A 24,854-nucleotide genomic window follows, 5' to 3' on the forward strand; every position below is an offset into this window, starting at 1 on the left:
CAGAAGCCGAACGCCGCGCGGCGCTGCCGGGTTGGTTGCACTTCTACAATCATCACAGGCACCACTCCGCGATCGGAGCCCCGCCCATCCGCAGGATCGACAACAACCTTTCCGGACATCACAGCTAGGGCGTGCGGAGTCGTGTATTGCCGTCGATTTCCTGCATTGGGTCTGACGCGGACTCACCCCGTGCCGAGGGCGCCCCGCCGTGCGTGCCGGCCCCGTGCGGGCCCGGGCCCGGGATGCGTGGCGCCACAACGCAGGAGAATCCACGCGCCGACAGCACCCCCGAGGGCCGACACGGCGACGGTGAACAGAATCTCCTGCGTTGTGGCGGGGAGGCCGACGAACAGCGCCGAGAGGACCCATCGGGCGGAGCGGCCGCCACCCAAGGTGACGCCACCCGCGCGGAACGCCGACGCCCGCACGCCCCCGAGGGAGCGCGCGGGCGTCGAGCGGAGCGGGTCAGCCGCGGCGCAGCAGTCCGATGCGGTCGTAGACGTCGGAGAGGGTCTTCTCGGCGACGGATGCCGCCTTGCCGGCGTTCACCGCGAGCACGCGGTCGAGCTCGGCGGGGTCGTCGAGCAGCTCGAGGGCGCGCTCGCGCACCGGCTCGAACTCGTTCACGACGACCTCGGCGAGACCCTTCTTGAAGTCGCCGTAGCCGCGGCCGGCGTACTCGTCCTCGATCGCGGTGATCTCGCGACCGGTCAGGGCCGAATAGATCACCAGCAGGTTGGAGACGCCTGGCTTCTCGTCGCGGTCGAATCGGACCGCGCCCTCGGAGTCAGTCACCGCGCGCATGATCTTCTTCGCGCTGACCTTGGGGTCGTCGAGCAGCCACAGCACGCCCGCGTCGGACTCGGCCGACTTCGACATCTTCGACGTGGGGTTCTGCAGGTCGTAAATGCGCGCGGTCTCGCGCTGGATCACGGGCTTGGGCACCGTGAAGGTCTCACCGAAGCGCTGGTTGAAACGCTCGGCGAGGTCGCGCGTGAGCTCGATGTGCTGCTTCTGGTCGTCGCCGACGGGAACGACGTCGGTCTGGTACAGCAGGATGTCGGCGGCCATCAGCACCGGGTAGGTGAAGAGTCCGACGTTCGTGGCGTCCGTGCCGTAGCGGGCCGACTTGTCTTTGAACTGGGTCATGCGCCCGGCCTCGCCGAAGCCGGTGAGCGTCGACAGCACCCACTGCAGCTCGGCGTGCGCGGGCACGTGCGACTGCACGTACAGCGTCGACCGCGAGGGCTCGATGCCCGCGGCGATGTACTGGGCGGCGGTGCGGCGGGTCTTCTCGCGACGCTCGGCGGGGTCGCCGGGCTGCGTGAGGGCGTGCAGGTCGACGACGGAGAAGAACGCGTCGTACTCGTCCTGCAGGTCGCGCCACTGCAGCAGGGCCCCGATGTAGTTGCCGATCTGGAGGCTGTCGGCGGAGGGCTGCATTCCGGAGTAGAGGCGCTCGGTGGTCACCGTTCGATCCTAGGCGGCGCGTCGCGCGGCGGTGGTCGCCGGCTCAGCGCCCGAGGGTGTAATCCACGATGACGGGGGAGTGATCGCTCCACCGCGTGTCGTACGACGGGGCACGGTCGACGCGATACGAGGTGACCCGCTCGGCGAGAGCGGGGGTGGCGACGTGATAGTCGATGCGCCAGCCGCTGTCGGTGTCGAACGCCTTGCCGCGCATCGACCAGAACGTGTAGGGGCCGTCGACCTCGCCCATGGCGCGGCGGCCGACGTCGATCCACCCCAGGCCCGTGCCGGTCGATCCGTCGACGCCCTCGACCTGCTGGCCGGCCGGACCGAAGAAGCGGTCGAAGTAGGCGCGCTCGCGGGGGAGGAAGCCGGCGTTCTTGCGATTGCCCCGCCAGTTCTTGATGTCGAGCTCCCGGTGACCGACGTTGAGGTCACCGGCGACCAGTGCCAGCTCGCGCTCGGCGGCGAGTTCGACGAGACGGCGCTCCATCGCATCGAGGAAGAGCCACTTGGCATCCTGCTTCGGGGTGTCGACCTCTCCGCTGTGCACGTAGGCGCTGACGATGGTGACCGTCTCGCCGTCGATGTCGAAGTCGGTCTCGATCCAGCGGCCGGAGGCGTCGAGCGGCTCCGGACCCAGGTGCGTGCGCGTGGCGACGCCCGGGAGTCGGCTGATGATCGCAACCCCGGCGCGGCCCTTCTGCAGCGCTTCGTCGTTGACGATCTGCCACCCCGGCAGGGCCTCGGCCAGCTGCGCGGCGGTCGCCCGCACCTCTTGCAGCGCGACGATGTCGGCGCCGGAGGCGTCGAGCCACTCGGTCATGCCCTTGCGGACGGCGGCACGGATGCCATTGACGTTGACGGAGACGATACGCACGGAACGAGCCACCCGACGAGCCTAACCGCGACCTCCGACATCGGTCCGAGCCGTCGTCGTCGCCGCTGCGACGGAGGGCCGAGGCGCGCCCGGGCGCCCACCCTCACGCCCGCGCACCAGCGCCCGTGCGCCCACCCGCCCGCACGCCCGAGCGCCGAACGACCGAGCGCTCAGTCCGGCAGCAGCGACATGCGGCGCGGAGCCGGGACGTCGGCCTCCGCGCGCGCGAGCACCTTCTCCGCCGCCGCGAGACGGCGTCGCGCGCGCCAGCGCCACGGCCAGCGCGACAGCGCGAGCGCCTTCTCGGCCTCGCGGACCCCCACCTGCGCCGCGATCACGAGGGCCGCCTGCTCCATGGCGCGGCGATCCTCGGGGGAGCGCAGGGGCACGTCGCGGTCGCCGGCGGCCACGGCGATCCAGGCGGCCGAGACGAGGATGACGATGCCGATGAAGCGGAACCACAGAAGGAATCCGATGAGCACCGTGAACGTCGCCAGCAGGGGGTTCGACGGCGTGTAGACGAACAGGAACCCCGCGCCGACCTGCAGCACGACCATCCCCGTCGCTCCGACGATCGCTCCCGGCCACGCGCGGCGCCACGACAGCGTCGTGCCCGTCAGGAAGCGGAAGAGCGACGCGAGGGCGACGGTGTTGATGCCGAACGCGACCACGAGCGACACCAGCCGCGCGCCGATGGACCAGCCGAGCGTCTCGCGATCCCACCCGATCAGCCCGAACACGAGATCGACGGCGCCGGTGGTCACCGAGCCGAGGACGGCGCCGACGAGCAGCGAGACCCCGAAGAGGATGGATGCGAGGAAGTCGCGGGCCTTCAGCATCACGTAGTTGCGCATGTCGAAGGGCAGGCCGAAGGTGTCGCGCACGGCACGACGGGTGAAGGTGACGAATCCGATGGTCGTCCACACGACCACCACGCCGGCGACGACGCCGGTGATGGTCAGCAGGCGGCCGCTGTCCTGGGCGACGGACTCCACCTGCTCGCGGTGAACGAGCCCGTTCTCGCTGATGAGCCCCGGGATGTAGCTGTTGATGATGCGGATCAGCCCGTTGATCGCGGCGGGGCTCCCGCCCAGCCAGATCCCCACCCCCGCGAACGCGAGGTACAGCGCCGAGAACACGGCGAACAGTCCCTGGTAGCTCATCCCGGCGGCCAGCAGGAACCCGTTGTGCTGCAGGAAGTGCCGCCACACGCGGATGGGGAACCACTGCGCGATCTTCGCGGCGCGCGCGATCGGCTGGTCGAGACGCTCGCGAACGGCGACCTGCGCCGCCTCGAACCTGTTGCGCAGAGACGGGTCGTCGTCGCGCACCGCGGGCAGCGGTCGCGGGTCGGCGTGGGTCTCGGTCACCCGTCGAGCCTACTGAAGGGATGCCGCCCGCCCGCGGACTTCCGCACCTCGCGGCACCCGCCCCCGCCGCTCGTCGCGGCACCCGTCCCGCTGCTGGCCGCGGCACCCGCCCCGCCGCTCGCCCCGGCACCTGCCCCCGCCGCTCGCCGCGTCTCCCTCCCCGCGCAGCAGCGGGCGCGCGGCATCCGCTATTCCCCGCCCGTGCACGAGCAGGTCACGCCCCGGGAACGCCGAACGGCGGGGCGCCGGAGCGCACCCGCCGTTCGAGGCAGAAGGGTCAGCGACCGCCGCGGAGGACAGCCTGCTTGACCTCGGCGATGGCCTTGGTGACCTCGATGCCGCGGGGGCACGCCTCGGTGCAGTTGAAGGTCGTGCGGCAGCGCCACACACCTTCTTTGTCGTTGAGGATGTCGAGGCGCACGTCGCCCGCGTCGTCGCGCGAGTCGAAGATGAAGCGGTGCGCGTTGACGATCGCGGCGGGGCCGAAGTACTGCCCGTCGGTCCAGAACACGGGGCACGACGAGGTGCACGCGGCGCAGAGGATGCACTTCGTGGTGTCGTCGAAGACCTCGCGGTCGACGATCGACTGGATGCGCTCCTTGCCGGGCTCGGGCTTCGAGTTCGAGATGAGGAAGGGCTGCACCTCGCGGTAGGAGGCGAAGAACGGCTCCATGTCGACGATGAGGTCCTTCTCGAGGGGCAGGCCCTTGATCGCCTCGACGTAGATCGGCTGCGAGATGTCGAGATCCTTGATCAGCGTCTTGCAGGCCAGGCGGTTGCGGCCGTTGATGCGCATGGCATCCGATCCGCAGATGCCGTGCGCGCACGAGCGGCGGAACGACAGCGAGCCGTCGACCTCCCACTTGATCTTGTGCAGGGCGTCGAGCACGCGGTCGGTGGAGTACAGCTCCACGTCGTAGTCGACCCAGCGGGGCTCGTCGTCGACCTCGGGATCGAAGCGGCGGATGTTGAAGGTGACGAGGAACGACTGGATGCCGGTGTCCTCAGGAGTCTGCTCGACCTCTTCCGAGGTGTCGACCTGCTCGATGACGGTGGATGCCATCTCAGTACTTCCTCTCCAGCGGCGGGTAGCGCAGCTCCCCGGCCTCGTTCTTGGTGAACACCACGGGCTTCCAGCCGAGTTCGATGTGGTCGGCGGGGTGCGACGAGTGCGGGTCGCCCGACAGGTACGCCATGGTGTGCTGCATGTAGTTCTCGTCGTCGCGCGTGGGGAAGTCGTCGCGCATGTGGCCGCCGCGGCTCTCCTCGCGGTTCTGCGCCGAGTAGACGACGACCTCGGCGAGGTCGAGCAGGAAGCCCAACTCGACAGCTTCGAGCAGGTCGGTGTTGAAGCGCTTGCCCTTGTCGTCGACGTGGATGTTCTTGTAGCGCTCGCGCAGGTCGGCGATCACGTCCATGACGTGGGCGAGGGACTCGTGCGTGCGGAACACCTGCGCGCCCTTGTCCATCTCGTCCTGCAACGTCTTGCGCAGCACGGCGATGCGCTCGGTGCCGTTGTTGTTGCGCAGCCCCTCGATGAGTCCGCGCACCTCGGCGGCCGGGTCCTCGGGCAGCGGCACGAAGTCGGCGTTCTTGACGTACTCGACGGCGTTGCGGCCGGCGCGCTTGCCGAAGACGTTGATGTCGAGCAGCGAGTTGGTGCCCAGGCGGTTCGAGCCGTGCACCGAGACGCACGCGCACTCGCCGGCGGCGTACAGGCCCGGAACGACGGTGTCGTTGTCGGCGAGCACCTCGGCCTTGATGTTGGTGGGGATGCCGCCCATCGCGTAGTGCGCGGTCGGCATGACGGGCACCGGCTCGACGACCGGGTCGACGCCCAGGTAGGTGCGGGCGAACTCGGTGATGTCGGGGAGCTTGGTCTCGAGCACCTCGGCGCCCAGGTGCGTGCAGTCCAGCAGCACGTAGTCGCGGTGCGGGCCGGCGCCGCGGCCCTCGGCCACCTCCTGGACCATGCAGCGCGCGACGATGTCGCGCGGAGCGAGGTCCTTGATGGTCGGGGCGTAGCGCTCCATGAAGCGCTCACCGCTGGCGTTGCGCAGGATCGCGCCCTCGCCGCGGGCGCCCTCGGTGAGCAGGATGCCGAGACCGGCGAGGCCGGTCGGGTGGAACTGGAAGAACTCCATGTCCTCCAGCGGCAGGCCCTTGCGCCACACGATGCCGACGCCGTCCCCGGTGAGGGTGTGCGCGTTCGAGGTCGTCTTGAAGATCTTGCCGAAGCCGCCGGTGGCGAACACCACGGCCTTGGACTGGAAGACGTGCAGCTCGCCGGTGGCGAGGTCGTACGCGACGACGCCGGCGACCTGCGTCTTGCCCGCGGCATCCTTCACCGTGATGAGGTCGAGCACGTAGAACTCGTTGAAGAAGTTGATGCCGAGCTTCACGCAGTTCTGGAACAGCGTCTGCAGGATCATGTGACCGGTGCGGTCGGCGGCGTAGCACGCGCGGCGCACGGGGGTCTTGCCGTGGTCGGCGGTGTGGCCGCCGAAGCGACGCTGGTCGATCTTGCCGTCGGGCGTGCGGTTGAACGGCAGGCCCATGTTCTCGAGGTCGATGACGGCGTCGATGGCCTCTTTCGCGAGGATCTCGGCGGCATCCTGGTCGACGAGGTAGTCGCCGCCCTTGATGGTGTCGAAGGTGTGCCACTCCCACGAGTCCTCTTCGACGTTGGCCAGCGCCGCGGCCATGCCGCCCTGCGCCGCACCGGTGTGCGAGCGGGTGGGGTAGAGCTTCGAGATGACGGCGGTCTTCGCGCCGGGGCCGGCCTCGATGGCCGCGCGCATGCCGGCGCCGCCGGCGCCGACGATCACGACGTCGAACTGGTGGTAGTGGACGCCGTCCTTGACGATCGAGTCCGAGCTGGTCTGAGTGCTCACGTGTGCGATACCTCTGCTGTCAGGGGAAAGAAGGGATGCCGAGGGCTCACGCCGCCTGGCACACGTCCCACAGGGAGCTGCTCTCGGTGACGCCGAGGCAGGGGTCGAAGGTGAAGACGACGAGCGTGCCGAGGAGGATCAGGAACGCGGCCGACACCCACAGCGAGCCCACGAGGATTGTGCGGATCCTGGCGTTCGTGACGTAGTCGTTCACGATCGTGCGCATGCCGTTGGCGCCGTGGATGAGGGCGAGCCACAGCATCAGCACGTCCCACCACTGCCAGAACGGCGAGGCGAGCTTGCCCGCGACGAACGCGAAGTCGATCTGGTGGATGCCCTCGCCCGTCATGAGGTTGACGAAGAGGTGGCCGAAGATCAGGACGATCAGCAGCACGCCGGAGGCGCGCATGTAGATCCAGCCCCACTTCTCGAGGTTGGTGCCCTTCTTGCGCACGGCGGGCGTGCGGGGCGCGGGGATCGTGGCGGCTTCTTGGGCGACGGACATCAGTGGCTCCCGGTGACGGCGCTGAAGACGTTGATCAGGTGGCGCGGGGTGAACCCGAGCATCGTGACGACCCAGAGGCCGAGTACGCCCCACCACAGCTGACGCTGGTGGCGCGTGGCCCACGGCCAGAAGTCGACCAGGATGATGCGCAGCCCGTTGAACGCGTGGTACGCGATCGCGCCGACGAGGGCCACCTCGCCGAGACCCATGATCGGGTTCTTGTAGGTGCCGATGACGGCGTCGTACGCCTCGGGCGAGACGCGGATGAGCGCCGTGTCGAGGATGTGCACGAGGAGGAAGAAGAAGATCGCGACGCCGGTGATGCGGTGCAGGACCCACGACCACATGCCCTCACGGCCGCGGTAGAGAGTGCCCCGAGGCCTCTTCGAAGTGGTCTCTTTCACCGACGGCGTGGCACGTGCTGGTGCTGACACGGTCGTCCTCCCTGATCGAACACGGTGCGGGACCCCCACGGGTCCAGGCGTCACACGGGCGCTAGCAAATACTACGTCCGGGCTATGAACGGCGGGGATTAGGGCCGCCTAAGACTCTCTCGACATCGAGATATCTCCGGATGCCGTCATCCCCGCGTTCCGGCGTCGTCATTCACCCGTGATCGTGCCGAAAAGCGCGCGTGCACACGGGCAGTAGGGTCGGAGCCATGGCCGACATCGCTATCGACGACTTCTACGCCGTGATCCCCGCCGGAGGGATCGGCAGCCGCCTGTGGCCGCTGTCGCGTGCCGACGCCCCCAAGTTCCTCCACGACCTCACCGGGTCGGGCCAGACGCTGCTGCGCGACACGTGGGATCGCCTCGCCCCGCTCTCGGGCGCCGATCGCATCGCCGTCGTGACGGGGCGCGCGCACCGCGCCGCCGTGGAGCGGGAACTGCCGGGGGTCCCCGACCACAACGTCTTCCTCGAGTCCGAGCCGCGCGACTCCTCCGCCGCGATCGGCCTCGCGGCGGCCATCCTCGTGCGCCGCGAGCCCGACGTCATCATCGGGTCGTTCGCTGCCGACCACGTCATCCGCCAGACGCGCCAGTTCGATTTCGCGGTGCGCCAGGCCGTGGCCGTCGCGCGGGCCGGATACATCTGCACCATCGGCATCCAGCCGAGCGAGCCCTCCGTCGGCTTCGGGTACATCAAGCAGTCCGACGAGCTGATCGTCGACGACGCCCCCGAGGCGTACATGGTCGAGCGCTTCGTCGAGAAGCCCGACCTCGAGACCGCGAAGCAGTACTTCTCCGACCGCGCCTACCTGTGGAACGCCGGCATGTTCATCACCCGCGCCGACGTGCTGCTGGCCGAGCTCGCCGTCAACGAGCCGGAGCTGCACGCGGGGCTGCTCGAGCTCGCCGAGGCGTGGGACGACCGCGACCGCCGCGGCCCCGCCGTCGACCGCATCTGGCCGGGCCTCAAGAAGATCGCCATCGACTACTCCGTCGCCGAGCCGGCCGCCGAGAAGGGGCGCCTCGCCGTCATCCCCGGTCACTTCGACTGGGACGACGTGGGGGACTTCGCCAGCCTCTCCAAGCTCAACTCCTCGGGCGGTCGCAACGAGCTCGCGATCCTCGGAGAAGACGCCCGCGTGCTCTCCGACGCCTCCAGCGGCATCGTGGTCTCGCAGACCAAGCGCGTGATCAGCCTCATCGGCGTGCGCGACATCGTCGTCGTCGACACCCCTGACGCGCTCCTCGTGACCACGAGCGAGAACGCGCAGCGCGTGAAGGGCGTCGTCGACGCGCTCAAGCTCACCGGTCGGGGCGACGTTCTCTAGGGCCGGGACGCGGATTCCTCGTTGGGACCGGATGCCACACCCCGTGGCATCCGGTCTCTTCTTCGTGCGGCCGTATGGCCGGGGCGTGACGCGAGATTGCGTCTTTGTAACCATTGGCGCACGCGGGGGCTCCGGGCGCGCAAGCGCGCCGACACAGTAGGTAACGTGACGGGATCGTCCCCCGAACCCGTTGGGGGCATCCGTCTTGGAGGACCATTCGTGAAGACCACGAAGAAGGCCGTCGTCAGCGGCCTCGCCATGATCGGCGCCGCCGCGCTGCTCGCCGGTTGCGGCGCCGCACCCGAGAGCAACGGCGCATCCGGTGGTGCCGCCGCCGGCGCCAGCGACTACCTGCCCTGCATGGTGTCCGACTCGGGTGGGTTCGACGACAAGTCGTTCAACCAGCTCGGCAAGGAGGGCCTCGACGCCGCCGCCTCCGAGCTCGGCTCGAAGAAGCCCATCGAGGTGCAGTCGCAGTCCGAGACCGACTTCGCGTCGAACCTGCAGAACCTGGTCGACCAGGGCTGCAACACCATCATCACCGTCGGCTTCCTGCTCGCCCCCGCGGCGCTCGAGTCCGCCACGGCGAACCCCGACGTTCAGTACGTCTCGATCGACGACACCGTCGACCAGAACTTCGACGGCAAGACCGACGCCCCCAACATCAAGCCGATCATCTTCGACACCGCTCAGGCGGCCTACCTCGCCGGCTACCTCGCCGCGGGCACCTCGAAGACCGGCGTCGTCGGCACCTTCGGCGGCATGAACATCCCGACCGTCACCATCTTCATGGACGGCTTCGCGCAGGGTGTCGAGAAGTACAACACCGACAACAACGCCTCCGTGCGCGTCGTCGGTTGGGACCGCACCGCCAAGGACGGCTCGTTCACGGGTGGCTTCGAGGCCAACGACACCGCGCGTCAGACCGCGCAGGCGATCATCGACCAGAACGTCGACGTGCTCCTGCCCGTCGGCGGCCCGATCTACCAGTCGGCCGCGGTCGCCATCCAGGACTCCGGTCGTGAGATCGCGCTCGTCGGCGTCGACGCCGACGTGTTCGAGACCGACCCCTCCATCGGCAGCCTCCTGCTGACCTCGATCCTCAAGGGCATCGACGTGGGTACCAAGGACGCCATCGTCGCCGCGGGCGAGGGCTCGTTCGACACCGCTCCCTTCATCGGCACGCTCGAGAACGACGGCGTCGGCCTCGCCCCGTACCACGACTGGTCCGACCGGGTTCCGGCCGACCTGTCGTCGAAGGTGGACGCCCTGAAGGCCGACATCATCAGCGGCAAGATCAAGGTCGAGTCCTACCTGGCCGGCTGAGAGCACACGCTCTTCACGGGGGAGGCCGGCGCGATGCCGGCCTCCCCTCCTCATGGAACGGGCGCCGCAGCCCCTCCTCCCCAGACACCGATCCGCCCACGAAGCGGGTCGGTCTCGTCGGACGCCTCCCCCGTCCGATGCCACAGAACTTAGGATCGGGAACATGAAGCTCGAACTCCGCGGGATCACGAAAACCTTCGGGTCCCTGGTGGCGAACGATCACATCGACCTCACCGTCGAGGCCGGAGAGATCCACTGCCTGCTCGGCGAGAACGGTGCCGGCAAGTCCACCCTGATGAACGTCCTCTACGGCCTCTACCAGGCCGACGGGGGAGAGATCCTGCTCGACGACGCCGTCCAGCACTTCTCCGGCCCCGGCGACGCGATGCGCGCGGGAATCGGCATGGTGCACCAGCACTTCATGCTCATCCCCGTCTTCACGGTGGCCGAGAACGTCATGCTCGGCCACGAGCCCACCAAGGTCGGCGGGCGTCTCGACCTCGCCGCCGCGCGCGCCAAGGTGCGCGAGATCTCCGACCGCTTCGGGTTCGACGTCGACCCCGACGCCCTCGTCGACGACCTTCCCGTCGGCGTGCAGCAGCGCGTCGAGATCATCAAGGCGCTGTCGCGGGATGCCAAGGTGCTCGTGTTCGACGAGCCCACGGCCGTGCTCACCCCGCAGGAGACCGACGAGCTCATGGCGATCATGCGCCAGCTCAAGGCGTCGGGAACCTCGATCGTCTTCATCACCCACAAGCTCCGCGAGGTGCGCGAGGTCGCCGACCGCATCACCGTCATCCGCCTCGGCAAGGTCGTCGGCGAGGCCGATCCGCGGGCCTCGAACGCCGAGCTCGCGTCGCTCATGGTCGGTCGCGCCGTCGAGCTCACCGTGCAGAAAGACCAGCCGACGCTCGGCGAGGTCGGTCTGTCGGTGTCGAACCTGACGGTCGTCGATCCGATTGGCCAGCTCGTCGTCAACGACGTGAGCTTCGACGTGCGTCGCGGCGAGGTGCTCGCCGTCGCGGGCGTGCAGGGCAACGGCCAGACCGAGCTCACCGAGGCCCTCCTCGGTCTGCAGGAACGCGTCGAGGGCTCCATCGTGCTCGACGGCACCGAACTCAACGGCAAGAGCGTGCGCGCGGTGCTTGAGGCGGGCGTCGGCTTCGTGCCGGAGGACCGCAAAGAAGACGGCCTGGTGGGGGAGTTCTCCATCGCCGAGAACCTCATGCTCGACCGCGCCGATGGAGCGCCCTTCGTCAAGGGCGGGGCGATCCAGCTGTCGACCCTCGCCGACTTCGCGCGCGCGAAGGTCTCCGAGTTCGACGTGCGCACCCCCTCCATCGAGACGCCCGTGGGCCGCCTGTCGGGCGGAAACCAGCAGAAGGTCGTCCTGGCGCGCGAGCTCAGCCGCGACCTGCGCCTCTTCGTCGCCGCACAGCCGACGCGCGGCGTCGACGTCGGCTCGATCGAATTCATCCACAAGCGCGTCATCGAGACGCGCGACGCCGGTGTGCCCGTGATCGTGGTGTCCACCGAGCTCGACGAGGTGACCGCCCTCGCCGACCGCATCATGGTGATGTACCGCGGTCGCGTCGTGGGCATCGTCCCCGGCGACACGTCGCGCGACGTACTGGGTCTCATGATGGCCGGCGAAGCGCCCCAGAACGAAGGAGTCGCGGCGTGAGCGATTCGCACAGCCCGCACGACCCGACCGCCGCCCGCGCCGACCGCGCGGCCGAGGTCGCCGAGGCCGGTCAGGCCGACGTCGCCCTGGAGGGGGAGTCGAAGGTCGACGCCGCCGCGGGAGCGCGCGTGGTCGCCCCCGAGCCCGCCGGAGACGAGAACCGCTGGCGCCGCGCGTTCCGCGAGATCGCGACCGGCAACGCCATCATCTCGGTCCTCGCCGTCATTTTGGCGCTGGTCGTGGGGGCCATCATGATCGCCGCCACCGACGAGAACGTCCAGGCTGCATCGGGCTACTTCTTCGCCCGACCCGGCGACACCCTCGCCGCCATCTGGCAGTCGGTGTCCGGGGCGTACTCGTCGTTCTTCCAGGGCGCGATCTACAACTTCCGCCGCCCCGAGTTCGCCACCGGCATCCGCCCGCTCACCGAGACGCTCACCTTCGCCACGCCGCTCATCGCCGCTGGTCTCGGTGTCGCCCTCGCCTTCCGCGTCGGGATGTTCAACATCGGCGGACGCGGTCAGATGCTCGTCGCCGCGGCGGCCGCCGGGTGGGTCGCCTTCGCGTTCGATCTGCCGTGGGGCATCCACATGATCGTCGCGCTCGTCGCCGGCGTCGTGGCTGGAGCCGTGTGGGCCGGTATCGCGGGCGTGCTGAAGGCGCGCACCGGAGCGCACGAGGTGATCGTGACGATCATGCTCAACTACGTCGCGTTCTACATCGTCTACTACCTGCTGCGCACCCCCGGTCTGCTTCAGGCGCCCGGGTCGAACAACCCCACGACCCCGCCGATGAAGGACACCGCGGTCTTCCCCGACCTCTTCGGCTCGGGCTACAACCTGCACTTCGGCTTCGTGCTCTCACTCGTCGCCGTGGTCGTGGTGTGGTGGATCCTCGAGCGCTCCTCGCTCGGCTTCCGCTTCCGCGCGGTGGGTCTCAACCCGAACGCCGCTCGGGTGGCCGGCATCAACGTGAAGTCGATGTACGTCTACGCGATGCTGATCTCCGGCGCCCTCGTCGGGCTGGCCGGTGTCGACCAGGTGCTCGGCACGGTCACGACCGGGTTCTCGAGCGGAATCGACGCCGGCATCGGCTTCGACGCCATCACCGTCGCCCTGCTCGGGCGTTCCACTCCCGTCGGCGTGCTCGTCGCCGGCATCCTGTTCGGGGCGTTCAAGGCCGGCGGCTTCGCCATGCAGGCCGCCAACGGCGTTCCGGTCGACATCGTCCTGGTCGTGCAGTCGCTCATCGTGCTCTTCATCGCGGCTCCGCCGCTGGTGCGCGCGATCTTCCGCCTGCCGACCCCCGGGGCGCGCCCGCCCAAGGCGCGCGCCGCCAAGAAGAAGGAGGCGGCCCGGTGAGCACCACCGCCGCACACCCCGAGGCCGCAGCCTCCGAGGCGCTCGACACTGCCGTCGTCGTCAGCTGGAAGACGCCCATCGTCTACGGCGTCATCACGGTGCTCGCCGCCGTGCTGTTCGTCGTCGCCCGACAGGACGGCGATGCGGTCTTCCGCATCTCGAGCCCGGGGGAGTTCCTCCAGCTTCCCGAGGTCGTGCTCGGCGGCGTCGTCACCGGCATCGTCTGCACGGTGCTGCTCGCGCTCATCACGCTCGCGAGCGTGCTGATGGTGCGTGCGCACCGCCGCCCGCCCATCTGGCTCGCCGTCGTCTTCGCCCTGGTGTTCATGGTGGGCTTCCTCACCTGGGCAGCCGCGGGCGCGACCACTTCGGTCATCCCGCTGACGGGTCTGCTGGCCGGTGGGCTCAGCCTGTCGGTCCCGCTGATCTTCGGGGCGATGGCGGGCGTGCTCAGCGAGCGCGTCGGCGTGGTCAACATCGCGATCGAGGGGCAGCTGCTCGCCGGCGCGTTCACCTCGGCGATCGTCGCCACGGCCACCGGCAACCCCTTCATCGGGTTGCTCGCCGCGGGTGTCTCGGGCGTGCTCGTGTCGTTCGTCCTCGCCGCCTTCGCGATCAAATACTTCGTCGACCAGGTGATCGTGGGCGTCGTGCTCAACGTCTTGGTGGTGGGCTTGACGAGCTTCCTGTTCTCGCAGGTGCTCGCCCCCAACGCCGCGACGCTGAACTCCCCGCCGCGCTTCCCCCGTCTGCCGATCCCGTTCCTGGCCGACATCCCGATCCTCGGGCCGATGCTGTTCAACCAGACCGTGATCGTCTACCTCATGTACGTCACCGTCGCCCTCGTCTACGTCGGGCTCTTCCACACGCGCTGGGGCCTGCGCCTGCGCGCGGTCGGCGAGCACCCGCAGGCGGCCGACACCGTCGGTATCAACATCGCGAAGACCCGCTTCTGGAACGTCTCGCTCGGCGGCGCCATCGCGGGTCTCGGCGGAGCGTTCTTCACGCTGGGCTCGGTCGGCGCGTTCAACAAGGAGATGACGGCCGGTGCCGGCTACATCGCCCTCGCGGCGGTCATCTTCGGCCAATGGGACCCGATCCGCGCCACCCTCGCGGCGCTGCTGTTCGGCTTCGCATCCAACCTGCAGAACACGCTCGGCGTGATCGGCTCTCCCGTGCCGAGCGAGTTCATGCTCATGCTGCCGTACGTCGTGACGATCTTCGCCGTCGCCGGTCTCGTCGGGAAGGTCCGCGGGCCCGCGGCCGCCGGCAAACCGTACATCAAGGGCTGACCAGGCCCGCTTCCCCCTTCACGAGAGGACCCTGCACTCCACGATGACCGACATCGACTGGGACGAACTCCGCGTCGCCGCCACGGATGCCATGCACCGCGCCTATGCGCCCTACTCCCGCTTCAAGGTGGGGGCCGCCGCCCTCGTGGCCGACGGCCGGATCGTTTCGGGGTGCAACGTCGAGAACGCCTCCTACGGCGTGACGCTGTGCGCCGAGTGCGGACTGGTGTCCGAGCTGCACATGTCGGGTGGTGGTCAGCTGGTCGCGTTCGTGTGCGTCGACGGCGAGGGTCGCACCCTCATGCCGTGCGGCCGGTGCCGTCAGCTGCTCTTCGAGCACGCCATCCCCGGGATGCTGCTCGAGACCGTCAGCGGCATCCGCACGATCGACGAGGTGCTGCCGGACGCCTTCGGTCCGCGCGACCTCGAGGAGGCGGCGCGATGAGTGCGGAGCAGTACGACGCGGTCGACATCATCCGCGCCCAGCGCGACGGCAAGGCCATCGGCGAGGGCGAGATCCGCTGGTTGGTCGACGCGTACACGCGCGGATACGTCATGGACGCGCAGATGTCGGCCTTCACCATGGCGGTCCTGCTGAACGGCTTGGGCCGCGATCAGATCCGCGTGCTCACCGACGCGATGATCGCCTCGGGCGAGCGCATGGACTTCTCCGCGCTCGGCAAGACCACGGTCGACAAGCACTCGACCGGAGGCGTGGGCGACAAGATCACCCTGCCCCTCGCGCCGCTCGTGGCGGCCTTCGGCGTCGCGGTGCCGCAGCTCTCTGGCCGCGGTCTCGGGCACACCGGCGGAACGCTCGACAAGCTCGAGTCGATCCCCGGCTGGCGCGCGGCGCTGTCGAACGACGAGATCATGGCGCAGCTGCGCGACGTGGGCGCGGTCATCTGCGCCGCGGGCACGGGCCTCGCCCCCGCCGACAAGAAGCTGTACGCGCTGCGCGACGTCACCGGCACGGTCGAGGCCATTCCGCTGATCGCCTCGAGCATCATGTCGAAGAAGATCGCGGAGGGCACCGATTCGCTCGTGCTCGACGTGAAGTTCGGTTCGGGTGCCTTCATGCAGGACATCGACCGCGCGCGCGAGCTCGCCGAGACGATGGTCGCGCTGGGCACCGATTCGGGCGTGAACACCACGGCCCTGCTCACCGACATGAACACCCCGCTCGGTCTCGCGATCGGCAACGCCAACGAGGTGCGCGAATCGGTCGAGGTCCTCGCCGGGGGCGGACCCGCCGACGTCGTCGAGCTGACCGTCGCCCTGGCCCGCGAGATGCTCACGCTCGCCGGTCAGCCGGATGCCGACGTCGAGGCGGCGCTCAAGGACGGTCGCGCGATGGACGTCTGGAAGCGCATGATCCGCGCCCAGGACGGCGACCCGGATGCCGCCCTCCCCACGCCGCGCGAGACCCACACGGTCGTCGCCGAGCGGTCGGGCGTCGTCTCGCGCATCGACGCGCTGCCGTTCGGCATCGGCGCCTGGCGTCTCGGTGCCGGGCGCGCGCGGGCGGAGGACGCCGTCGTGCACGCTGCGGGCATCGACCTGCACGTCACCGTCGGCCAGTCCATCACCGCCGGTCAGCCGCTGTTCACCCTGTCGGCCGACGATGAGGCGCGCTTCGCGCGCGCGCTCGACGCCGTCGAGGGTGCGTGGCAGATCGGCGACACCGCCCCGGCGGCGACGCCGATCGTGCGGGAGCGGATCACCGCCTGATGGCATCCGGAAAGAAGGACACCGTGGCATCCGACGACTTCCGTATCGGTCGCACGAAGATCGCCGATCTGCCCAAGGTCTCGCTGCACGACCACCTCGACGGCGGTCTTCGGCCGCAGACGGTGCTCGAACTGGCCGACGAGGTCGGTCTCGACCTGCCCGCCGACGACGCGAAGAGCCTGGAGGCGTGGTTCTCCGACCACATCGACGGCGGTTCGCTCGAGGACTACCTCGAGAAGTTCGACGCGACCGTCGGCGTGATGCAGACGCGCGAGGGTCTCGTGCGGGTGGCCCGGGAGTTCGTCGAAGACCTCGCCGCCGACGGCGTCGTCTACGGCGAGGTCCGCTGGGCGCCGGAGCAGCACCTCACGCGCGGCCTGAGCTTGGACGAGGTGGTGGACGCCGTCCAGGAGGGCATCGAGGAGGGTGAGGATGCCGCGGACGCCCGCGGTCACGACATCCGCGTCGGTCAGCTGCTCACCGCCATGCGTCACACCGACAACTCCCGCAACATCGCCGAGCTCGCCGTCGCCTGGCGCGGGCGGGGCGTCGTCGGTTTCGACCTCGCCGGGGCGGAAGACGGGTTTCTCCCGAGCCGCCACCGCGCGGCGTTCGACTACCTGGCCGAGCAGTTCTTCCCCACGACGGTGCACGCCGGCGAGGGGGCGGGTCTGGCCTCCATCCGCTCCGCTCTCATCGACGGTCGCGCTCTGCGACTCGGCCACGGCGTCCGCATCGCCAACGACCTCGACGTCGTCTCGCGCGAGGGCGAGGAGGTGCAGGTCACGTTCGGCGACCTCGCCCGCTGGGTGCGCGACCGCGAGATCACCCTCGAGCTGTCACCGACGTCGAACCTGCAGTCGGGTGCCGTCACGGCCTGGGGCGACACGATGGACGCCCACCCGTTCGACCTGCTGTACCAGCTCGACTTCTCGGTCACCGTGAACGTCGACAACCGCCTCATGAGCGCGACGACGCTGACCCGCGAGCTGGGGCTGCTGGCCCAGGCGTTCGAGTACGACCTCGACGACCTCGAGGCGTTCCAGCTGAACGCGGCCGCGGGGGCCTTCCTCCCGGTCGAGGAGCGCGAGGAGCTCATCGAAATCATCTCGGACGGCTTCCAGCGCTGAGAAGCGCCGTCAGGGGCGCGGACCGTTTCCGGTCCGCGCCCTTTCGCGTCCCGCACGACGTCGCTTCTCATCCGGCTCTGCTCCCCAGCGGGCGAATCTCCCCGAGCTTCACGCCCGAAACGGCGAACAGCCGCCGGTTCCGGCCGCACGCGCGCGGTCTTTCAGGAGTTCTGCCCGTACCGGGCGCGGCACGGCGCGGCCGGGGAGTCTCGAACGGATCGGGGCTGCCGGAAGCGGGCGAAACTCCTGAAGGACCGATCCGGGCGGGTGTGGAAGGCCCTTTCGGGGGAGCGGCCGCGCGAAGTTTCAGGAGTTCCGCCCGCGCTGGCCGTGCGCCAGGATGCGCTCGAGCGCGGTTTGCACGCGGTCGGGGTGGTAGAGGATGTCTTCGGCGAGCAGGCGGAGCGTCGTGTATCCGCGTTCCAGAGCAGCCATGTCACGGCGCCGGTCGTTCTTGTGCGCATCCCATGTCCCGTGGAACTGCTCGCTGTCGCACTCGACGATGAGCCATCCGTCGACCAGGAGGTCGACCCGACCCACGCCGTCGATGCGGACCTGCAGCTCGACGCGACACCCGAGCTGACGCAGGAGCAACCGGGCGAGCGACTCGGTGCCCGCCTCCGCGCGCGGATCGACCAAGCGACGCAGAACCTGGAATCGACGCGGGAGTCGAGCGAACGCCTCGCCGATACCGACCTCGTCGACCAGCCCCAGGTGCCAGGCGCTGTCCAGCGTCGCAACGGCCGATCGTGGCGGCCGGCATCGGATCGCCTGCGCGAGAGCCTCCACTACGTCGACCGTGAGCCGGTTTCGCGCCGCCGACGACGGACGCCAGTGATAGACGACGCCGCGGGGCGCAGCGGGCCGACGGCTGGCCAGCCGGTCCTGTTGCACGTGCCGGTCGGCGTGGTAGTGGACGAACACTCCCCGCAACGCCAGGAGGCTGATGCAATCCAGACGCCCGCCCACACGCGCTGCCGCGGCGACGTCATCATGCGTGTGGGCCGCGACGAATCGGCCCTGCCGCACGCGCGTGAGGGTGCCGTCGGCGACGGCGCGGGCGAGAGAGCGACGCGACCAACCCGCCGCGTGAAGCTCGCGTGTCGCCCACACCATCTCGTGGTTCTGGTGGTGCCCGAGATCGACGAATGCCATCGCCCCACCCTGACGGTTCCGCTCGGCGTCGCCGCGAGGCGGGGGAGAAACTGTGGACGACTGGTGCTGGGGAGGAGCGGTCGGTCACACCCGGGGCGAGCCGAACTCCTGAATCTCGTGCCCGAACCGGCCTTCGGCGGCGGCATCCACGGGCGGTGGGTGAATTTTTCAGGAGTTTCGCCCCGCGCGGGCGGGTGCCGCAGCCCGGGGGGTCTGCCGCGGCCGGGTGCGGGCTACGGCCGCGGCAGGAAGCCCGCGAGCTGCTCCGCGATCACCCGATCCACCTCGGCCGGGTCGGCCGTGGGGGTGCCGTCGCCGGGCTGCGGTCCGTAGGCGCCGAACGAGGCGTGGGACGCGCCGGGGATCTCGACGAAGGTCGCGTTCGCGGGCAGTTCGCCCTTGGCATCCGCGATCTTCTGCGGAGTGCTCAGGCCGTCTTCCGAACCGGACAGGCTCAGCACGGGGAGTCCGGATGCCGAGAGGTCGTTCGCGCAGTACGACGCGAACAGCACGAGGGCATCGGCGTCGGTCGCGAGCTGGCACGCGCGCACCCCGCCGAGCGAGTGCCCGCCGACCGCCCAGGTCGAGACGCCCGGGGCGAGGTCGGTGAAGGTCGACAGCGGGCGGGGGTCGAAGAACGCGAGGTTCAGCCAGGGCTTCGTGATCACGATCGTCACGCCGTCGTCGACGACGGTGTCGGCGAAGGTGGCGATGTAACCCTCCGCCTCCACCTTGGCGCCCGGGATGAAGACCAGGCCCTGCCCCGTCGCGCCGGCCGTCGGTGCGAGCACGATCCCCGCGCCGTCGTCGGTGATGGTCAGCCCGGGGTTCGCCTCGGCTTCGGCGAGCGGGCCCGGTTCCGCGCCCATCACACCGACCTGGCTGTAGATCAGGATGCCGCCGACGAGGAGAACCACGACGGCCCCCAGCCCACCGAGGAGCCAGCGCAGCCATCGCCGGCGACGACGCGGAGCGGGGGAGGGAACGGGATCGGTGGGGGCGGTGCTGTCGGTCACGTCTTCGAGCGTATCGCCGGGCGCGCGGTGCGAGCGGTGCACGCCGGGAGGCGGAAACACGACACCGCCGACGCGCCGCCGGATGCGGCCGCGTCGGCGGTGTCGGGGGAGTCAGGCCGAGAGCGCCGCCTGGCGTGCGGCGACGATCTCGACGACACGCCCGTACAGCGGGTGGTCGGCGTCGAGGCCGGTCACTTCGGACGTGAACGACGCGGCGTCGGTCTCGCGCAGCAGGCGCTGCAGCTCGACGGCCTGGGCGTCCTCGGCATCCTGGAACTCCAGCGCGGCGGCCATCGCGGCCACGAGCGCGTCGACGGGGAGGCCCCGCTCGACGGCCTCGGCCGCGGGCCCGACGAAGCGTTCGTGCCGCGAGAGCTTGCGCAACGGCTGCCGACCCACGCGCCACACCGTGTCGGGGAGGGCGTCGTTGCGGAAGCGCCGGAGGATCGTGGCGCGGTACTCGCCCTGCACACCGGCGTCGAGCTCGTGCTTCTGCACGAGCAGGGCGCTGGTCTCCTCCAGAGCCGCCTCGACCTTCGCGGCGATCGTCGGATCGGCGAGGGCGTCGGAGATGCGGTCGATCCCGGCCTGCGCCCCGAAGTACGCCGTGGTGGCGTGTCCGGTGTTGACCGTGAAGAGCTTGCGCTCGATGTACGGCTCGAGGTCGTCGACGAAGTGCGCGCCGGGGATGTGCGGCGGGGTGTCGCCGAACGGCGCCCGCTCGATGGCCCACTCGTAGAAGGGCTCCACGGTGACGTCGACGCCGCCCTGCGCCTGGGCGGGGACGATGCGGTCGACCGCGGTGTTGGCGAAGACGGCACGGGATGCCAGGGCGTCCCACGATTCGCCGGCAAGCTCGACCACGTGCTCGCGCAACTGGTCGGTCGCGCCGATCGCGTTCTCGCAGGCCATGATCTGCAGCGCGGGCAGGGAGGGGTCGCGCAGCGCGAGTCCCGCGACGATGTGCGGGGCGACGAACTTGAGGATCGTGGGTCCGACGGCGGTGGTCACCACGTCGGCCGTGGCGATCTCGTCGACGAGGGCGTCGGCATCCACCGAGCTGTCGATCGCGCGGAAGTTCGTCACCTGCGTGTCGACGCCGCCCTCGCCCACCTCGTGGACGGTGTACGACGACGCGTCGTTGATCGCGGCCACGAGGGCGGCGGAGACGTCGGAGAAGACGAGGTCGTAGCCGCCCTCGTGCAGCAGCAGTCCGACGAAGCCGCGGCCGATGTTGCCCGCGCCGAAGTGGACGGCCTTCATGCGTTGACGGAACCCGCGAGGGCCTCGTAGAGCTCCTCGGGCGAGGAGGCGGCCTTCAGGCGCGCGACGTCGTCCTCCTCGGAGAAGAGGATCGCGATCTGCGACAGGATCTCGAGGTGCTCGTCGCCCTTGCCGGCGATGCCGATCACGAAGGTGACGGGCTCCCCGCCCCAGTCCACGCCGCCGTCGTAGCGGACGACCGACAGGCCGGACTCGAGGATCGCCTGCTTGGTCTCGTTGGTGCCGTGGGGGATCGCGAGCTCGTTGCCCATGTAGGTCGACACGGTCTCTTCGCGCGCCTGCATGGCGGCGAAGTAGTCGGCGGTCACGGAGCCGGTGGCCTGCAGCAGGTCGGCCGCCTCTTTCATCGCCTCCTCGCGGGTGGCGCTCCCGGGGTGGATGCGGACGGATTCGATGCGGAGGACGTTCGACATGGTTCTCGCCTTTCTCGTCGTGCTGTCCAGCCTCGCAAAACGCGGGCCGGACGGGAAGACGCCAGGGGTCGGGCTGACGCTCCGACCCCTGGCGTGCTAGGGGGGTTACTTGGACTCGTGCTGCGAGCGGACCATCTCCACGACCTCGTCGTAGCGCGGCGAGTTCATGAAGTTGTCGACCGACACGTGCAGCGAGTCGGGCGACTGCGCCTTGGCGCGGTCGGTGAGCTGGTTCTGCGTGATGACCAGGTCGGCCGAGCCGTCGAGGTTCGCGATCGCCTGGTTGGTGACCGTGACGCCCTCGATTCCGGCCTTCTTGATCTTGTTGCGCAGGACGCTCGCGCCCATCGCCGAGGAGCCCATGCCGGCGTCGCAGGCGAACACGATGTTGTTCAGCTGCTTCGTGGCGACCCCGCCCCCGAGACCGCCCAGGGCGGCGTCGACGTCGTGGTCGGCCGACTCGGTCGTGCCCGAACCGGTGGTACCGGCGGCGCGGGTGCGCAGCGCGCCCAGCGCGGACGACTCCTTGCCCTTGTTCGCGGCGGTCTGGTCGATGGCCGCGGCGAAGCTGTCGCCCTCGGCCTCCTGGTCGCGCTTGCGCGAGGCGCGCAGGATGACACCCGAGACGAGGAAGGTCACGACCGCGGCGACGATCACCGAGAGGTAGACCACGAGCACGTTCGCGACGCCGCCGCCGGCGGCCGCAGCGGTGACGGCGATGATGCTGCCGGGAGCGGCCGGGAAGACCAGGCCACCGCCGAAGATCATGTTGACCGCGACACCCGAGGCGCCACCCGCGATGAGCGCGAGGATCGTCATCGGCTTGGCGAGGGCGTAGGGGAAGTAGATCTCGTGGATGCCACCGAGGAACTGGATGACGATGGCACCGGGGGCCGACGCCTTCGCCGCGCCGACACCGAAGAAGGTGAAGGCGAGCAGCAGGCCCAGGCCGGGGCCGGGGTTGGCCTCGATGAGGAACAGGATCGACTTGCCCGTGTTCGCGGCCTGCTCGATGCCGAGCGGGGTGAACACGCCGTGGTTGATGGCGTTGTTGAGGAACAGCACCTTGGCGGGCTCGACGATGATCGACAGCACGGGCAGCAGGTTGAACTGCACGAGGAACCCGACGATGCTGCCGAGGACCGCGCTGATGCCGAGGAAGACGGGACCGAAGGCGAAGAAGCCGACGATCGCGAGGATCATGCCGAGGATGCCGGCGGAGAAGTTGTTCACGAGCATCTCGAAGCCGGGGCGGATCTTGCCGTCCCACAGCTTGTCCATCTGCTTGGTGATCCAGGCCGCGAGCGGGCCCATGATCATCGCGCCGAGGAACATCGGGATGTTGGTGCCCACGATCACGCCCATCACGGCGATGGTGGCGACCACGCCACCGCGCGCACCGTAGACGATGCGTCCACCGGTGTTGGCGATGAGCAGGGGCAGCAGGTAGGTGATCATGACGCTGACCAGGCCGACGTAGCCCTGGTAGGTGCCGCCGTCGGCGTTCGCTGTCAGCGCGGTCGCCGCTCCGGGCCAGCCGATGGTCGCGGCGTCTCCGCCGCCGCCGATGATCTCGGCGACCGGGGCCCAGTGCCACCCGAAGGGGCTCTTGGCGCCGAAGAACCCGGCCGGGATGAAGAGCATCGTGATGAAGCCCCAGGCGATGAAGGCCGCGATGTTCGGCATGATCATGCCGGAGAGGAACGTGCCGAATCGCTGAACCGCGATCCGTGCCCCTCCCGGCTTCTTGGTGGGTGACGTCGTCGTCATTGCTGTGTCTCCTTGATGTGGTGCACGGCGGGGGCCGTGCGGTGGGGATGCGGCGTCGGCCGCGGTGTCGACGGGGCGGTGGGAACCGTCCCCGGGGTTCACGGGGTGGGAACGAGGGAGGACGCCGCCTGGGCCGCCTCGCGGGCGGAGGCCGCGTCGTCCGCGGCCAGGGCGGCCTCGGCGATGCGGAGCGCGTCGTCGAGCGTGTGGGTGAGCAGCGTCGCGCGCACGTCGGCGAGGGCCGTGGGGGCCATCGACAGCGTGGTGGCGCCGAGACCGACGAGCACGACGGCCAGCAGCGGGTCGGCCGCCGCTTCGCCGCAGATGCCGACGGGCTTTCCGTGGGCACGGCCCGCCGCCCCGACCTCGCGGATGAGGCGGAGGACGGCCGGATGCCACGGGTCCTGGAACGACGCGACCGAACCGAGCAGCCGGTCGGCGGCGAGCGTGTACTGCGTCAGGTCGTTGGTGCCGATCGAGGCGAAGTCGGCGATCTGCAGGATGCGGTCGGCGAGGAGAGCCGAGGAGGGCACCTCCACCATCACGCCGGTCGTCTTCAGGCCGTAGTCCTTGGCGAGGGCCGTGAAGTACCGGGTCTCCTCGACGGTCGAGACCATGGGCGCCATGACCCACAGGTCGGCGGGGCCGGCCTCGGAGGCACGGGTCGCGGCATCCGCCTCGGCGAGGGCGGTGAGCTGCTCGCGCAGGATGTCCTCGCTCGCGCGGAGGGCGCGCAGGCCGCGAAGGCCCAGCGCGGGGTTCTCCTCGTGCGCGTCGTTGAGGAAGGGGAGGGGCTTGTCGGCGCCGGCGTCGAGCACGCGCACGACGACCTTCTTGCCGGGGAACGCGCTGAGCAGCTCGATGTAGGCCGCGCGCTGCTCCTCGACGGTGGGCGCGGAGCTGGAGCTGAGGAAGAGGAACTCGGTGCGGAACAGTCCCACGCCCTCGGCGCCCAACTCGACGGCCTCGGCCGCGCCGCCGGGCTTGCCGAGGTTCGCCAGCAGCGGCACCTTCGTGCCGTCGGCGAGGGCGCCGTCGGTGATGGGGGCGGATGCCGCAGCGGCGCGGGCGTCGGCGCGGTTCTTCGCGCGCTCGAGGTCGTCGGCGCTCGGGTCGACCGTGACGACGCCGGCGGCGGCATCCACGATGACGGACTGTCCGTCGACGAGGTCCTTCGCGCCGGCGGCGCCGACGACCGCGACGATCGACTTCTCGCGGGCGAGGATCGCCGTGTGCGAGGTCGGGCCGCCCTCGGTGGTCACCAGGGCGAGCACCTTGTCGAGGTCGAGCAGAGCGGTGTCGGCCGGGGCGAGGTCCTTCGCCACGAGCACGAACGGGTGACCGGGATCCGGGATGCCGGGGGCCGCGACGCCCCGCAGGCGCGCGATGACGCGCTGGGCGACGTCGTCGAGGTCGGCGGCGCGCTCGCCGAGGTAGCCGCCGAGGGCGACGAGCTGCTCGCGGAACGAGGCGAAGGCGTCGTGCACGGCGAACTCGCCGGTCTTGCCGGCGGCGAGGCGGCTGTCGACCTCTGCCTCGAGGGTCGGGTCCTCGGCGATCATCGCCTGCGCCTCGAGCACTTCGCGGGCGGCGCCGCCCGCCTGCGCGCCGCGGGCCTCGAGCTCGCGCGCGACGGCGCCGACGGCCTCGCGCACGCGCGCCGTCTCCTCGTCGATCGAGAGCTCGCTCTTGGCATCCTTCGGGGCGGGCAGGGGCTCGGCCATGCGCGCGATGGGTCCCTGGGCGACGCCCAGTCCGATTCCGACTCCACGGAGTTCCGTCATGGTGTGTGT

General features: G+C 69.9%; 21 protein-coding genes and 1 pseudogene. 9 read left to right on the top strand and 13 right to left on the bottom strand.

The genetic code is table 11. From position 1 onward, the window contains the following. Window positions 1-128 (top strand): annotated as a pseudogene (locus tag AB1K56_RS03875) (IS481 family transposase); the annotation flags it as partial. A gap of 337 nt (window positions 129-465) precedes the next feature. Here the strand turns inward: AB1K56_RS03875 and trpS are convergent. The 7 genes from trpS to sdhC all read right to left on the bottom strand — a co-directional run bounded on the left by trpS (window position 466) and on the right by sdhC (window position 7,553). Beyond that, window positions 466-1,470: a tryptophan--tRNA ligase gene (trpS, locus tag AB1K56_RS03880; RefSeq protein ID WP_371204657.1), complete on the bottom strand. Its 1,005-nt coding sequence runs from the start codon at window positions 1,468-1,470 to the stop codon at window positions 466-468. A gap of 43 nt (window positions 1,471-1,513) precedes the next feature. After that, a complete protein-coding gene (locus tag AB1K56_RS03885) occupies window positions 1,514-2,362 on the bottom strand; it encodes an exodeoxyribonuclease III (RefSeq protein WP_136587063.1) in 849 nt (282 codons plus the stop codon). A 158-nt stretch (window positions 2,363-2,520) separates the two neighbouring features. Continuing rightward, window positions 2,521-3,720, bottom strand: coding sequence for a YihY/virulence factor BrkB family protein (locus tag AB1K56_RS03890; RefSeq protein ID WP_371204658.1), 1,200 nt, complete (start codon window positions 3,718-3,720; stop codon window positions 2,521-2,523). A gap of 277 nt (window positions 3,721-3,997) precedes the next feature. Beyond that, window positions 3,998-4,783: a succinate dehydrogenase iron-sulfur subunit gene (locus AB1K56_RS03895; protein WP_136587062.1), complete on the bottom strand. Its 786-nt coding sequence runs from the start codon at window positions 4,781-4,783 to the stop codon at window positions 3,998-4,000. A gap of 1 nt (window position 4,784) precedes the next feature. Then, window positions 4,785-6,614 carry a succinate dehydrogenase flavoprotein subunit gene (gene sdhA, locus AB1K56_RS03900; RefSeq protein ID WP_371204659.1) on the bottom strand — a complete coding sequence of 610 codons (1,830 nt, stop codon included), beginning with the start codon at window positions 6,612-6,614 and terminating at the stop codon, window positions 4,785-4,787. 46 nt (window positions 6,615-6,660) lie between these two features. Continuing rightward, on the bottom strand, window positions 6,661-7,119 hold the full coding sequence (locus AB1K56_RS03905; RefSeq protein WP_371204661.1) for a succinate dehydrogenase hydrophobic membrane anchor subunit: 459 nt from the start codon (window positions 7,117-7,119) through the stop codon (window positions 6,661-6,663). Continuing rightward, window positions 7,119-7,553, bottom strand: coding sequence for a succinate dehydrogenase, cytochrome b556 subunit (sdhC, locus tag AB1K56_RS03910; protein ID WP_013583715.1), 435 nt, complete (start codon window positions 7,551-7,553; stop codon window positions 7,119-7,121). Before sdhC ends, AB1K56_RS03905 begins: the two co-directional genes overlap by 1 nt. A 227-nt stretch (window positions 7,554-7,780) precedes the next feature. Here sdhC and AB1K56_RS03915 point away from each other — a divergent pair, with 227 nt between their 5' ends. The 8 genes from AB1K56_RS03915 to AB1K56_RS03950 all read left to right on the top strand — a co-directional run bounded on the left by AB1K56_RS03915 (window position 7,781) and on the right by AB1K56_RS03950 (window position 17,423). Beyond that, window positions 7,781-8,899, top strand: coding sequence for a mannose-1-phosphate guanylyltransferase (locus AB1K56_RS03915; protein WP_136587059.1), 1,119 nt, complete (start codon window positions 7,781-7,783; stop codon window positions 8,897-8,899). Window positions 8,900-9,118: 219 nt separating this feature from the next. Continuing rightward, window positions 9,119-10,225 carry a BMP family protein gene (locus tag AB1K56_RS03920; RefSeq protein ID WP_371204662.1) on the top strand — a complete coding sequence of 369 codons (1,107 nt, stop codon included), beginning with the start codon at window positions 9,119-9,121 and terminating at the stop codon, window positions 10,223-10,225. 163 nt (window positions 10,226-10,388) lie between these two features. Next, entirely contained in the window at window positions 10,389-11,909 is a 1,521-nt protein-coding gene (locus AB1K56_RS03925) for an ABC transporter ATP-binding protein (protein WP_371204663.1), read from the top strand. Further along, a complete protein-coding gene (locus tag AB1K56_RS03930) occupies window positions 11,906-13,270 on the top strand; it encodes an ABC transporter permease (protein WP_371204664.1) in 1,365 nt (454 codons plus the stop codon). Before AB1K56_RS03925 ends, AB1K56_RS03930 begins: the two co-directional genes overlap by 4 nt. Next, entirely contained in the window at window positions 13,267-14,562 is a 1,296-nt protein-coding gene (locus AB1K56_RS03935; protein ID WP_136587057.1) for an ABC transporter permease, read from the top strand. The genes AB1K56_RS03930 and AB1K56_RS03935 overlap by 4 nt, the downstream gene beginning before the upstream one ends. Window positions 14,563-14,605: 43 nt before the next feature. Continuing rightward, window positions 14,606-15,007 carry a cytidine deaminase gene (locus AB1K56_RS03940; protein ID WP_136587056.1) on the top strand — a complete coding sequence of 134 codons (402 nt, stop codon included), beginning with the start codon at window positions 14,606-14,608 and terminating at the stop codon, window positions 15,005-15,007. Next, window positions 15,004-16,293 (top strand): thymidine phosphorylase, encoded by a 1,290-nt coding sequence (locus AB1K56_RS03945; RefSeq protein WP_371204665.1) that lies wholly within the window; start codon window positions 15,004-15,006, stop codon window positions 16,291-16,293. The genes AB1K56_RS03940 and AB1K56_RS03945 overlap by 4 nt, the downstream gene beginning before the upstream one ends. After that, on the top strand, window positions 16,293-17,423 hold the full coding sequence (locus tag AB1K56_RS03950) for an adenosine deaminase (RefSeq protein ID WP_371204666.1): 1,131 nt from the start codon (window positions 16,293-16,295) through the stop codon (window positions 17,421-17,423). Before AB1K56_RS03945 ends, AB1K56_RS03950 begins: the two co-directional genes overlap by 1 nt. A gap of 306 nt (window positions 17,424-17,729) precedes the next feature. Here the strand turns inward: AB1K56_RS03950 and AB1K56_RS03955 are convergent, their stop codons facing one another. The 6 genes from AB1K56_RS03955 to ptsP all read right to left on the bottom strand — a co-directional run bounded on the left by AB1K56_RS03955 (window position 17,730) and on the right by ptsP (window position 24,845). Beyond that, complete coding sequence (locus AB1K56_RS03955) at window positions 17,730-18,578, bottom strand: hypothetical protein (protein ID WP_371204667.1); 849 nt, start codon at window positions 18,576-18,578, stop codon at window positions 17,730-17,732. 233 nt (window positions 18,579-18,811) lie between these two features. Next, the gene (locus tag AB1K56_RS03960; protein WP_371204668.1) at window positions 18,812-19,594 is read right to left on the bottom strand and encodes an alpha/beta hydrolase; all 783 of its coding nucleotides are present in this window, start codon (window positions 19,592-19,594) and stop codon (window positions 18,812-18,814) included. 111 nt (window positions 19,595-19,705) lie between these two features. Next, window positions 19,706-20,857 (bottom strand): mannitol-1-phosphate 5-dehydrogenase, encoded by a 1,152-nt coding sequence (locus tag AB1K56_RS03965; RefSeq protein WP_371204669.1) that lies wholly within the window; start codon window positions 20,855-20,857, stop codon window positions 19,706-19,708. After that, the gene (locus AB1K56_RS03970; RefSeq protein WP_058623482.1) at window positions 20,854-21,291 is read right to left on the bottom strand and encodes a PTS sugar transporter subunit IIA; all 438 of its coding nucleotides are present in this window, start codon (window positions 21,289-21,291) and stop codon (window positions 20,854-20,856) included. Before AB1K56_RS03970 ends, AB1K56_RS03965 begins: the two co-directional genes overlap by 4 nt. Window positions 21,292-21,396: 105 nt before the next feature. Next, the gene (locus AB1K56_RS03975) at window positions 21,397-23,061 is read right to left on the bottom strand and encodes a PTS mannitol transporter subunit IICB (protein WP_371204670.1); all 1,665 of its coding nucleotides are present in this window, start codon (window positions 23,059-23,061) and stop codon (window positions 21,397-21,399) included. Window positions 23,062-23,159: 98 nt separating this feature from the next. Then, entirely contained in the window at window positions 23,160-24,845 is a 1,686-nt protein-coding gene (gene ptsP / locus AB1K56_RS03980; RefSeq protein ID WP_371204671.1) for a phosphoenolpyruvate--protein phosphotransferase, read from the bottom strand. Window positions 24,846-24,854 lie beyond the last annotated feature (9 nt).

Source organism: Microbacterium sp. BWR-S6Y, from assembly GCF_041379845.1.
In the GTDB taxonomy this organism is placed as follows: domain Bacteria; phylum Actinomycetota; class Actinomycetes; order Actinomycetales; family Microbacteriaceae; genus Microbacterium; species Microbacterium hydrothermale.